Genomic DNA, 12,465 nt, shown 5'->3' with positions numbered 1-12,465 from the left:
GCGTGCCATGCCGCCCCCTTGTTCACGTGGGGGTATTGAAGCAAGATCGGCGGAGGTTTTTCTACAACCTCGTTATACGTTTACCTGACGCCCTGAAGCCGGCGGGACGCTGCGCTATCGGGTGCTTTCCGCAGGCGTGCGGATCGTAGTCAAGATCATGCGCGAGCATCACCCACAGTTGCCGCGCGTGCTTGTTGGCAATCGCCACGGGTTCTACCCCGATTCTGCGGACACCGGGCTGAAGCGTTCCTCGGCATGCACCATGGGCACTGCCGGGCCGAGGTGGTTGCCCTGCAATTCGTCGCAGCCGGCGCCGGCAAGGTAATCCGCCTGCTCCCCGCTCGCCACGCCTTCGGCGGCGACGTGCATGTGCAGTTCGTGCGCCACGGCAATGATGGTGCGCACGATCGCCGCGTCGGCGGCATCCAGCGGCAGGCCGCGCACGAAGCTCTGGTCGATCTTCAGCTTGTCGATCGGGAACTGCTTCAGGTAGGCCAGGCTGGAATAGCCGGTGCCGAAGTCGTCCAGCGACAGCCGGATGCCCAGCGCCTTCAGCTCGGCCAGCCGCAGCCGCACCCGCCACACGTTCTCCATGAACGTGCTCTCGGTGATCTCGATGTCCAGCATCGCCGGCGGCACCGCATGACGCCGCAATGCGCCGGCGACGTGACCGACCAGGCCCGGACGCTGCAGCTGCTGCGCCGCCACGTTCACCGCGAGGGTGAAGTCGCAATAGCCGCGATCCAGCCATTCACGCAGTTGCCGGCAGGCGGTGTCGATCACCCATTCGCCGATCTCGGGCATCAGGCCCAGCGCCTCGGCGACCGGGATGAAGCGGCCCGGCAGCACCTGGCCGAGCTGACGGCTGTTCCAGCGCAGCAGGGCCTCGAAGCCGGTCATGCGGCGATCGGCGGCGCGGTATTGCGGCTGGTAGTAGAGCTCCAGCTCGCCGAGCCGGAGGGCGTCGCGCAGGTGGTTGCCGAGCTGCAGCCGGTCCTCCAGGTTCTGCATCTCGGCGGTGGAGAATTCGACGACGCAGTCGCGCCCTTCCTGCTTGGCCTGGTACATCGCCGCCTCGGCGCGGCGCAGCAGGCTCTTCGGATCGCCGCCGTGCGCGGGAGAATGGCTGATGCCCACGCTGGCGGTGAGCCGCAGGCGGTAGCCAGGCCCTTCCAGCGGTTCGGCCACGGCCTGGCGCAGCCGTTCGGCCAGTTCCAGCGCGCCGGCGGACGACAGTCCCCCGGCGGCCACCACGAACTCGTCGCCGGCGACGCGGGCCACCTGGCCCTGCCCGCCCGACACGGCCTGCAGGCGCGCGGCCAGCCGCTGCAGCACGTCGTCGCCGGCGGCATGGCTGACCGAGGCGTTGACCAGCTGGAAACGGTCCAGCCCGACCGCCAGCAGCGAGGTCGACCCGCCCGGATCACGCAGCATCCCCTCCACCGCCCGTTCGAGCAGCAGATAGTGCGGCAACCCGGTGACCGGGTCGTGGCTGGACGCGTAAGCCAGCTCCGCCTCGATCCGGCGCCGCTCGGTGATGTCGCGCGCCACCGCATAGAGCAGCCCGTCGGGCGCGGCGAACGAGGCCCACTCCAGCAGCCGCTCGCTGCCGTTGCGGCAGACGCAGCGGTTGACGAAGTCGTATACCGGCCGCCCCGCGGCATCCCGCTGCAGCATCGGATCGGTGCCGGTGCCGCCATCCTCCGTGCGCAGAAACTCGCGGTAGCTGCGCGACTTCAGTTCGTCGGCGCCGTAACCGGTGACGCGCGGCAGCGACGGGTTGAACTGCACCAGCCGCTGGGTGCGCGGGTCGAGGATGCAGAAGATTTCCAGCGACATCTCGAAGAAGCGGTTGCGCTCGCGCAGGCGACGGGTCAGCCGCTCGCTCTCGATCGCGATGCCGGTGATCGGCAGCATGCGGTCGATGCTGTGCAACTCCTCCTCGCGCGGCTCGCGCGGCTCGCGGAAGTACACTGCGAAGGTGCCCAGCACCTGGCCGTCGCTGCCGAGCACGGGCGTGGACCAGCAGGCGCGCAGGCCGTGCGCCAAGGCCAGCGACCGGTAGTTTTCCCAGTACGGATGGGTGGCGATGTCGGCTACCACCACGCGCTCGCCGCACCACGCGGCGGTGCCGCAGGAGCCGTGCGCGTCGCCGATCTCCAGCCCGTGCAACGCGCGGCTGTACGCCTCGGGCAGGCTCGGCGCGGCACCATGCAGCACATGCCGGCCGCTCTCGTCGAGCAGCAGCAGCGAGCACAGCGCACCGGGATTCATCTGCTCGTGCAGGCGCGCGATCTGCTCGAGGTTCTGCGCCAGCGGGCGCTGTGCCGCGATGCCGGCGAGGATCTCGTGCTGGCCGGCCTCGAGCTGCTCGGCACGCTTGCGCTCGGTGATGTCCTGGCAGGCGCCCACCATGCGGACCGCGCAGCCGGCCTCGTCGACGTCCACGGTGCCGCGGCTGAACAGGGTGCGCACCGCGCCATCCGGGCGCACGATGCGCTCCTCGAACTCGAACGGCCGGTGATCCCCGGCCGCCTGCTCGATCATCTGCCGCACGCGCTGGCTGTCCTGCGGGTGCACCAGCGCCATGTAGGCCTCGAACGTGGCCGCGTGCCGCTCCGGAACCACCCCGTAGATGCGATACAGCTCCGCCGACCAGGTCACCCGGTTGGCCGCGATGTCCCACTCCCAGCTGCCGATGCGCGCCACCTGCTGGGCCTGGGTCAGCATGCGCTGGTGCTGCTGCAGTTCCTGTTCGGCCCGCTTGCGCTCGGTGATGTCGAGGAAATAGATGGTCAGCCCGTCGACCGACGGAAAGATGCGGTTCTCGAACCAGCGTCCGTACGGCGGGTAGTACGCCTCGATCTGCAGCGGCCGCTGCTCGGCCATCGCCTGTTCGCAGGCGCGGTGGAACGCCTCGCCGACGCCTTCGGGAAACTCGGTCCAGATGTCGCGGCCGAGCAGATCCTCCGCGCGGCGCCCGAAGAATTCGCAGGCCTTCGCGTTGAGGTAGGTGTAGCGCCAGTCCTTGTCCAATGCCACGTAGGCATCGGTGATGCGCTCGAACACCTGGTGAAATTCCAGCTCCGACGGAGTGTGTTCCATGGCGCGTTGAACCCTGTCATGCGGAGAAATCCGGACAGCGGATACAGGTTAAGCGACGGCGTGTGAAAGCCGCAATGACATCGCCTCAGCGCAGGCTGGAACGGCGCACCATCAGCTTCACCGGCAGCACCTGGCTGTCGACCGGCTTGCCGCGGATCAGGCTGAGCAGGCTGTCGACCAGCACTTCGCCGGCCTGCTTGGTGTCCTGCAGCACGGTGGTCAGCGGGGGGTTGGCGAAGCTGGCCATGGGAATGTCGTCGAAGCCGGCCAGCGCCACGTCCTGCGGCACGCGCAGCCCGTGGTCGCCGAGCGCGCGCATGGCGCCGATCGCGATCAGGTCGCTGGCGGCGAACACCGCGTCGAAGCCGGCCTCGCGCAGGATCAGGCTGCGCATCGCCTCGTAGCCGGAGCGCTCGGTGCTTTCGGCGTTTTCCTGCAGCGCCGGGTCGACTTCCACCCCGGCCTGCTGCAGCGCGTCGACGTAGCCGCGGTAGCGTCCGAAGAATTCGGGGTAGTGGCTGGAGGCGTCGCCGAGGAAGGCGATGCGGCGGCAGCCGCGCTCCAGCAGGTGCCCGGCCGCCGCCTGGCCGCCGCGGAAATTGTCGCAGCCGATCGACACGCCGGGCTGGTCCGGCAGCACCGCGCCCCAGCGCACGAAGCGGGTGCCCTGCGCGACCAGCTTCTCCAGCTTGTCGGTGTAGGCCAGGTAGTCGCCGTAGCCGAGCAGGATCAGGCCGTCGGCCTTCTTGCTGTCGGCGAAATCGGCATGCCAGTCGCGCGAGAACTGCTGGAACGAGATCAGCAGGTCGTAGCCCTGCAGCGCGCAGGCCCGGGTGATCGAGCCCAGCATCGACAGGAAGAACGGGTTGATGTGCGACTCGTCGGCGGTGGGATCCTCGAAGAACAGCAGCGCCAGCGTGCCGGTGTGCATCCGGCGCAGGTTGGAGGCGTTCTTGTCGACCTTGTAGTTGAGCTGCTCGGCGGCCGCCTGGATGCGCCGCCGGGTTTCCTCATTGACCAGCGGGCTGCCGCGCAGCGCGCGCGACACCGTGGCCTGGGATACCCCGGCCAGGTGGGCAATGTCGATCGATGTGGCTTTTCCCTTCATCCGCAGCCTGACCCGGAGTCCACCTGCCACCCGGCACGACGCCGGTGCCCCCGAATCCTAGCCGGTTTGCCCGCCGCCTGTCGTATACCGCCCGCCGCGCCTCGCGGCAGGCGCAGTCCGGCGCATGCGGCGGATCGGCCTGGCAGGACGTTTCCCGCTCCCGGGCCTTCATGCGCGCATGTCCTCCAGCTCGATGCCCTTGGTCTCGCGCACCGCGTACAGCACGAACAGCAGCGACACCAGCGCGAAGCCGGCGTACAGCCCGTAGGCGAAGGTCAGGCCCAACTCGGCCAGCGCAGGGAACGTGCTGGTGATCGCGAAGTTGGCCAGCCACTGCGCCGCCGCGGCCACCGCCAGCGCGGTGGCGCGGATCCGGTTGGGGAACATCTCGCCCAGCAGCACCCACACCACCGGGCCCCAGCTCACCCCGAAGAACACCACGTAGGCGTTCGCCGCGACCAGCGCCACGATGCCGGTGGCGCCGGGCAGGCTCAGCGTGGCGCCGCTGCCGGTGGCCTGCGAGAAGCACCACGCCATCAGCCCCAGGGTGATCGCCATGCCGGCCGAACCGACCACCAGCAGGGGCTTGCGGCCGATCTTGTCGACCAGCGCGATCGCCACCAGGGTCACCAGCACGTTCACGATCGAGGTGACCACGGTGATGGTGAACGAATCGGCCTCGCTGAAGCCCACCGAATGCCACAGGGTGGACGAGTAGTAGAAGATCACGTTGATGCCCACGAACTGCTGGAATACCGACAGCAGGATGCCGACCCACACCACCGGCAGCAGCCCGGCGGCCTTGCCGCGCAGGTCGCTCAGGCGCGGCTTGTGCTCCGAGCGCAGGCTGTCCTCGATGTCGCGCAGCTTGTTGTCCAGCGCGGTCTCATTGTGCATGTTCAGTACGTTGCGCAGCACCACGCGGGCTTCGTCGAGGCGGCCCTTGGCGACCAGGTGGCGCGGCGATTCCGGCACGCCCAGCACCAGGGTGCCGTAGACCAGCGCCGGCAGCGTCGCCACCAGGAACATCCAGCGCCACGCCGCCAGGCCCAGCCACAGCGGCTGCGCCGCGCCGCCGGCCACGCCGGCCAGCCACGCGTCGCTGAGCAGGGCGGCGAAGATGCCCAGCACGATCGCCAGCTGCTGCATCGAGCCGAGCCGGCCGCGGATGTGCGCAGGTGACACCTCGGCGATGTAGGTGGGCGCGATCACCGAGGCCACGCCCACGCCGATGCCGCCGACCAGCCGCCACAGGATCAGGTCCCATACCGCGGTGACCAGGCCCGAGCCCAGCGCGCTGGCCACCAGCAGCGCCGCCGCCACCTGCATGGTGCGCACGCGGCCGAAGCGGTTCGCCAGCATGCCGGCATACCAGGCGCCCAGCGCCGAGCCGAGCAGCGCGCAGGACACCGCGAAGCCGATCTGCGCCGCGTCCAGCGCAAAGCCGCCGCGGACCGCGTCGACCGCGCCGTTGATCACCGCCGTGTCGAAACCGAACAGGAACCCGCCCAACGCCGCTGCCGCCGAGATCAGCACCACCCGCGCGGTGGCGCGCTGGCCCAAGCCGTCGCCCGTCATGTCCATCGTGCTCATCGCGTCTCCCCAACGTCATGGCATCAAGATGCGCCCGAGTCTGCACCGCGCCCCTTGCCGTGTCCGGCTGAATACGTATGCAGCGGGCCAGGCGGGACGGGCACGGCCCACCGCCCTTTCCCGATGCACGGCTTCGGAGGGCGGGCACTGCCCGCCGCCCTTGGCCGTGACGCATTGTCGAAGAGTTCAATACCGTATGCAGTGGCTCACGGGCGAACGGTAGGAGCGTACCCCGTGCGCGATGCTCTTGGCTCACATCGACATCAGAGCATCGCGCACGACCGAAGGAAGTCCCTTGTGGACAGGGTGCGCTCCTACACGGGAGCAGCCTATGCCGGCGCGTTGATCACCGCCAGGAAGTCGCGGCCATAGCGCCTGAGCTTGGCCTCGCCCACGCCGCTGACGCCGGCCAGCTCGTCCTCGTTGGCCGGCATGGCACGCAGCATGGCCAGCAAGGTGGCGTCGTGGAACACCACATAGGGCGGCACGCCCTGCTGCTTCGCCAGCTGCGTGCGCAGCGCGCGCAGGGCGTCCCACAGATCCTGCTCCCAGCTCTCGATGCCGAGGCTGCTGCCGCGGCTCTTGTCATTGGCAGCCAGCTTGCTGTCCCGCCGGCGCCGGCTGGCGCGTTCGGGGCGGGCGTCCTCGCGCAGCTTCACCTGGCGGCCGCCGCTGAGCACGCTACGGCTGGCGGCGGTGAGACGAAGGGTGCCGTAGCCTTCGGCGTCGGCCTCCAGCAGGCCGGCGGCGAGCAGCTGGCGGAATACCGAGCGCCACTGTTTCTCGTCCATCTCGGCACCGATGCCGAACGTGCTGAGCCGGTGATGGTCGAGGGCGAGCACGCGCTCGGTCTCCTCGCCACGCAGCACGTCGATCACGTGGCCGGAGCCGAAGCGCTGGCCGGTGCGGTACACCGCCGACAACGCCTTCTGCGCCGGCACCGTGGCGTCCCAGGTCGGCGGCGGCGCGATGCAGTTGTCGCAATGGCCGCAGGGGCCGGGATAGGTCTCGCCGAACGCGCCCAGCAGCAATTCACGCCGGCACCCGGTGGCCTCGGCGTAGGCCAGCAACGATTCCAGCTTCTGCCGTTCCACGCGCTTGCGCTCGTCGGCCGATTCGGACTGCGCGATCATCTGGCTCATGGTGACCACGTCGGACAGGCCGTAGATCATCCACGCCTCGGCCGGCAGGCCATCGCGGCCGGCGCGGCCGGTTTCCTGGTAATAGCCCTCGATGCTGCGCGGCAGGTCCAGGTGCGCCACGAAGCGCACGTCGGGCTTGTCGATGCCCATGCCGAACGCGACGGTGGCGACCATCACCACGCCGTCCTCGCGCAGGAAGCGCTGCTGGTTCTTCATGCGGGTCGCCGCGTCCAGCCCGGCGTGGTACGGCAGCGCCTCGACACCCATCTCGGCCAGCCATGCGGCGGTGTCGTCCACCTTGCGCCGGCTGAGGCAGTACACGATGCCGGACTCGCCCGCGTGGCCCTGCAGGAATTCGCCGAGCTGGCGCTTCGCGTTGTGGCGCAGGCCGACCCGGTAGCCGATGTTCGGCCGGTCGAAGCTGGAAACGAACTGCCGCGCGTCCTGCAGCGAGAGCCGCTCGACGATCTCCTCGCGGGTGCGCGGGTCGGCGGTGGCGGTGAGCGCGATGCGCGGCACCGCGGGAAACCGCTGGTGCAGGATCGCCAGCTCGCGGTACTCGGGGCGGAAATCGTGGCCCCACTGCGATACGCAATGCGCCTCGTCGATCGCGAACAGCGCCACCTCGGTGCGCTCGAGCTGGCCGAGGAAGCGCGGCGTGAGCAGCCGCTCCGGTGCCACGTACAGCAGGTTCAGCTCGCCGGCCAGCAGTTGCCGCTCCACTTCGCGCTGTTCGTCGGCACCGAGGCTGGAGTTGAGAAACGCGGCAGCCACGCCCGCTTCGCGCAGCGCGTCGACCTGGTCCTGCATCAGCGCGATCAGCGGCGACACCACGATACCGGTGCCCTGCCGCATGAGTGCGGGGATCTGGTAGCACAACGACTTGCCGCCGCCGGTGGGCATCAGCACCAGCGCATCGCCGCCCTCGGCGAGATGCTCGACGACGGCCTGCTGCTGGCCGCGGAAACTGGGGTAGCCGAAAACGCTTTGGAGCAGGTCGAGGGCGGCATTCATCGGGAACATGGTAACAAACCGACCCGGCTCGGCCGCCGGCAAAGGCAGCGGCGACCCGTCGGCAACACCGCCGCTCAGGCGTCCGGCATGCCCCACAGCGCGTGGTCGAGATCGCCATCCAGGCCGAACCGCGACAGCGGTACGCGGCCGTTCTTCACCTCGACGCCTTCGGCGCGCAGCCGCCGCGATTGTTCGCGGAAACCGCGGCTGCCCGGCGGCATCGCGATGTGCCCGCTGGAACGCAGCACGCGGTACCACGGCAATTCCATGCCGTCGGGCACCTCGCCCAGCAGCCGGCCGACCAGCCGCGCCCGCCCGGGCAATCCGGCACGGGCGGCGATGGCGCCGTAGCTGGCGACCCGGCCGTGCGGTATCGCGGCGATGGCGGCGTAGATGCGGGCGGCGGCCTCATTCATGGTTCACGCGACGCTGGCGGTGGGTCGTGGCAGAGTAGCTTCCGACCCCAGCCAGCGGAAGCCGCCGCATGCGCCACTTCGAAGCCGTGCGTTCCCATATCGGCAGCCAGCACGAACTGCGCCAGAACGATCCGTACCTGATCAGTTTCGACTTGCAATTGGCGAAGGATCGCAGCCAGGGCATCTACCTGGCCGAGCTGGAAGACGAGTCGGGGCGGCGCTACCTGCGCATCTCCACTCCGATCGGGCCGCTGGCCGGCGTCGATCCCGGCCGCTGCCTGCGCTTCAACTGGCAGCAGCGCACCGGCTTCCTGGCGGTCGCCGACCTGGACGGTTCGCCCTACCTGCACCTGTGCGAGAACCGTCCCTACGAGTTCCTCGATGCCGCCGAGCTGCAGCGCGTGGTACGCGAACTGGGCACGCTCGGCGACCAGCTGGAACGGCTCATCGCCGTCGGCGACGATTCGCTGTAGAAAAGCACCTGAAGTGGCCGGGCGGGTCCCGGCAGTCGTAGGGCGTGCACTGCCCGCCGACTCCTCGACAATGCGCACGGCCAGGAGCGGCGGGCAGTGCCCGCCCTACGAAACAAGGGCATCAACACGGTTGTTTCTACGCAGGCGGCAAGCCCGACGCAATCCAGTCAGGACACCAGCCGGAACACCACCACCAGCCCGTAGGCCAGCAGCGCGGTGACCGGCAGGGTGAGGATCCACGCCCACACCATGCGCTCGACCACCGACCAGCGAATCGAGTTGAAGCGCTTGGCCGCACCCACGCCCATGATCGAGGCGGACACGTTGTGGGTGGTCGACACCGGGATGCCGAACGCCGAGGCGCTGAGGATCACCAGCGCGGAACTGGTCTCGGCGGCGAAACCGTTGATCGGGTGCAGCTTGACCATCTTGTGGCCGAGCGTCTTGATGATGCGCCAGCCGCCGCCGGCGGTACCGGCGGCCATGGTCAGCGCGGAAACCACCTTCACCCACACCGGGATCTCGAAGCCGCCGGCCGGGTTGCCGTCGACGCGCAGGAAACCCAGCCACGCCGGCAGGTGGTCGAACTGGTGCGCGGCGGTGGCGCCGGCCAGCGCCAGCGCGATGATGCCCATGCTCTTCTGCGCGTCGTTCATGCCGTGCGCCACGCCCATCGCGCTGGCCGAGACGATCTGCGCCTTGCCGAAGAACGCGTTGACGAACGGAGTGCGCCCGAACCGCCGCGACCAGCCCCGCCGGTTGGCGAACCACGCCAGCAGCGCGTACAGCGCGCCCATCAGCAGGAAGCCGATGACGAAGCCGGCCAGCGGCGACAGCACCATCGGTATCATCACCTTGGGGATCACGCCGTGGCCCTTCAGCCAGCTGCCCTCGGCCCAGACCACCGCGTCGAACCGGTTGCCGGAGGCGGCCATGGCCGCGCCCACCAGCGCGCCGACCAGGGCGTGGCTGGAGCTGGACGGCAGGCCCAGCCACCAGGTGATCAGGTTCCACACGATCGCCGCCAGCAGCGCGCAGATCAGCAGCTGCGAACCCATCTCGACCACCCCGGCATTGATCAGCCCGGAGGCGATGGTGGCCGCCACCGCGGTACCCAGGAACGCGCCGACCAGGTTGGTGCCCGCCGCCAGCAACACCGCCTGGCCGGGGGTGAGCACCTTGGTCGCCACCACCGTGGCGATCGAGTTGGCGGTGTCGTGGAAGCCGTTGATGTAGGTGAAGACCAGCGCGATCACCACCACCGCGATGACGACGCTCATGCGCCTCCCCCGACCGGACGGGGGATGGCATGCGACACCGGCCGCGCGGCCGTACGGGGCGATGGACGCAAGCTCACGGGCGCGGCCTCAGGAGTGCTTCAGCACGATCGAATAGACGATGTTGCCCACGTCGCGGCACTTGTCGATGGCCTTCTCGATCAGCTCGAACAGGTCCTTCGCCAGCATCGCGCGCATCGCGTCGTTGCCCTCGACGTACAGCGTGCGGTACGGCGCCAGCAGCATGCGGTCGCCCTCCGACTCCAGCGCCTGCAGGCGGTCCTGCAGCTTCTTCACCGGGTCGATGCGCAGGCCGCGGCGCAGCTCGCCGATCATTTCGGCGACCACTTCGCTGGAGCGCCGCAGCACCAGCGTGCGCTGGACGAAATCCACCCCGTCCAGGCGCTCGGCCACGATCTCGTAGCGCTCGGCGAATTTCTCGATGCTCTTGGGGATCTTGTACAGCGCCGAATTCAGCGCCTCGATGTCCTCGCGGTCGAGCGCGGTGACGAAGGTGTTCACCAGACCCTCGCTGATCTGCGCGGCCAGCGCCTTCTCCCGCGCCCGGGTAGCGGTGAATGCCGCCATCACCGCGCCGCGGTCGGGCCGGGTCAGCAGTTCGTGCAGGGCGCCGGCGCTTTCGCACACGGTGGCGGCGCTTTGTTCGAGCAACCCGTAGAACTTGTCGCCTTTGCCGAAAATCGTCTGCAGTGAAAACATGCGGGTCATGCCTGGGAGTACATGACAGTCATGTTACAGGACTGTCATGCTGCCCTGCATCAATGCCCGGATGAACTGCGCCCCGCGCACCCCTTACACTGTGACCATGCAGCCTCCCCCGTCATCGCCGCGATGCTGACCGAAATCGCGCTCGTCCTCGTGCTGGCCCTGTGCAACGGCTTCTTCGCCCTGTCGGAGATGGCGCTGGTGGCCTCGCGCAAGAGCCGCCTCAAGCAGATGGCCCGGAACAGCCGCAAGTCCGCCGCGGCCTTGCGCCACGCCGAGGCACCGGAACACTTCCTGTCCACCGTGCAGGTCGGCATCACCCTGGTGATGCTGATCACCGGCGCGGTGGCTGGCGACGCGCTGGGCGGCCACATCGCCGCCGCCCTGCAGGGTGCGTACCTGGGATGGCTGCTGCCGTACGCGCGGGTCATCGGCATCGTGTTCGGCTTTGCGCTGATCTCGTTCATCCAGATCGTGGTCGGCGAACTGGTGCCCAAGCGGCTCGCGCTGGCGGCGCCGGAAAAGGTGTCGTCGTACGTGGCGATCCCGATGCTGCTGCTGTCGCGGCTGACCGCGCCGTTCGTGTTGCTGCTGAACGCGTCGAGCAACCAGTTGCTGCGCCTGCTGCGGATCACCCCGCAGGGCGGCGGCAGGGTCACCGAGGAGGAGATCCGCCTGCTGGTGGCCGAGAGCGCCGAACAGGGCGTGCTCGACGCCGACGAACACAACATGGTCAACCGCGTGCTGCGCCTGGGCGACCGCACGGTGGACAGCGTGATGACCCCGCGCATGCGCATCGCCTGGCTGGACATCGCCGCCAGCCGCGAGGAGAACATCGAAGTGATGCGGAAAACCCCGTACTCGCGCTACCCGGTGTACCGCGGCGACGAGAGCGAGGTGGTCGGCGTGGTCGAGGTCAAGCTGCTGCTGCACAGCTTCTCAGAGGGCACGCCTGAACTGTTCGGGCACCTGGCCAAGCCGCTGTTCGTGCCCGCCACCGCCCGCGCGCTGGACCTGCTGGAGGAGTTCCGCGACGCCGAGACGCCGCTGGCGCTGGTGGTGGACGAATACGGCGACATCGAGGGCCTGGTCACCGTCAACGACCTGCTGGCGGCGGTGGTCGGCGCCAGCCAGATCGGCCACGCCGGCAGCAGCGAGGACAGCCCGATCATGCAGCGCGCCGACGGCAGCTGGCTGATCGACGGCAGCCTGTCCACCGACGACCTGCGCGAACTGCTGCAGATCGGCGAGCTGCCGGGCGAGGAGGAACACGGCTACCGCACCGCCGCCGGCATGGTGATGACCGCCCTCGGCCACGTGCCGCAGACCGGCGAGATGTTCGCCTGGCACGGCATCCGCTTCGAAGTGGTCGACCTCGACGGCGCCCGCATCGACAAGCTGCTGGTCACCCCGGCGCCGTCGCTGGAACCGTCCGACGACGAGCAGTAGGAGCGCACCCTGTGCGCGATGCTCTCGGCTTCGTTCGACATCAGAGCACATCGCGCACAGGGTGTGCTCCTACAGGTGGTACCGCCATGTAGATACTGTTATCGAGATCAAGCCCCATGAAGGATTGGGTCGAACGGTTTGCCGGACTTGAGGACGCCGAAG

General features: G+C 69.0%; 9 protein-coding genes. 2 read left to right on the top strand and 7 right to left on the bottom strand.

What is annotated here, in order from left to right; translation table 11 throughout:
* Positions 1-213: 213 nt before the first annotated feature.
* The 5 genes from RHOFW104R8_RS11900 to RHOFW104R8_RS11880 all read right to left on the bottom strand — a co-directional run bounded on the left by RHOFW104R8_RS11900 (position 214) and on the right by RHOFW104R8_RS11880 (position 8,378).
* Positions 214-3,105: a GGDEF domain-containing phosphodiesterase gene (locus RHOFW104R8_RS11900; RefSeq protein ID WP_068094911.1), complete on the bottom strand. Its 2,892-nt coding sequence runs from the start codon at positions 3,103-3,105 to the stop codon at positions 214-216.
* An 85-nt stretch (positions 3,106-3,190) separates the two neighbouring features.
* On the bottom strand, positions 3,191-4,213 hold the full coding sequence (locus tag RHOFW104R8_RS11895) for a LacI family DNA-binding transcriptional regulator (RefSeq protein ID WP_068094908.1): 1,023 nt from the start codon (positions 4,211-4,213) through the stop codon (positions 3,191-3,193).
* A 168-nt stretch (positions 4,214-4,381) separates the two neighbouring features.
* Complete coding sequence (locus RHOFW104R8_RS11890) at positions 4,382-5,806, bottom strand: sugar porter family MFS transporter (protein WP_068094906.1); 1,425 nt, start codon at positions 5,804-5,806, stop codon at positions 4,382-4,384.
* A 329-nt stretch (positions 5,807-6,135) separates the two neighbouring features.
* A complete protein-coding gene (gene recQ, locus RHOFW104R8_RS11885; protein ID WP_068094918.1) occupies positions 6,136-7,962 on the bottom strand; it encodes a DNA helicase RecQ in 1,827 nt (608 codons plus the stop codon).
* A gap of 74 nt (positions 7,963-8,036) precedes the next feature.
* On the bottom strand, positions 8,037-8,378 hold the full coding sequence (locus RHOFW104R8_RS11880; protein WP_068094903.1) for an MGMT family protein: 342 nt from the start codon (positions 8,376-8,378) through the stop codon (positions 8,037-8,039).
* A 68-nt stretch (positions 8,379-8,446) separates the two neighbouring features.
* On the opposite strand from RHOFW104R8_RS11880, the gene RHOFW104R8_RS11875 reads away from it, so the two are divergent.
* A complete protein-coding gene (locus RHOFW104R8_RS11875) occupies positions 8,447-8,851 on the top strand; it encodes a hypothetical protein (RefSeq protein WP_068094900.1) in 405 nt (134 codons plus the stop codon).
* Positions 8,852-9,018: 167 nt separating this feature from the next.
* Here RHOFW104R8_RS11875 and RHOFW104R8_RS11870 read toward each other — a convergent pair whose 3' ends face one another.
* Positions 9,019-10,131 carry an inorganic phosphate transporter gene (locus tag RHOFW104R8_RS11870; protein WP_068094898.1) on the bottom strand — a complete coding sequence of 371 codons (1,113 nt, stop codon included), beginning with the start codon at positions 10,129-10,131 and terminating at the stop codon, positions 9,019-9,021.
* A gap of 87 nt (positions 10,132-10,218) precedes the next feature.
* Positions 10,219-10,848, bottom strand: coding sequence for a DUF47 domain-containing protein (locus tag RHOFW104R8_RS11865; protein ID WP_068094916.1), 630 nt, complete (start codon positions 10,846-10,848; stop codon positions 10,219-10,221).
* 132 nt (positions 10,849-10,980) lie between these two features.
* Between RHOFW104R8_RS11865 and RHOFW104R8_RS11860 the strand changes: the two genes are divergently transcribed.
* On the top strand, positions 10,981-12,303 hold the full coding sequence (locus RHOFW104R8_RS11860; protein ID WP_068094895.1) for a hemolysin family protein: 1,323 nt from the start codon (positions 10,981-10,983) through the stop codon (positions 12,301-12,303).
* Positions 12,304-12,465 lie beyond the last annotated feature (162 nt).

It is taken from the genome of Rhodanobacter sp. FW104-R8 (assembly GCF_001617365.1).
Classification (GTDB): domain Bacteria; phylum Pseudomonadota; class Gammaproteobacteria; order Xanthomonadales; family Rhodanobacteraceae; genus Rhodanobacter.
This window is presented reverse-complemented; position numbering and strand designations above follow the sequence as displayed.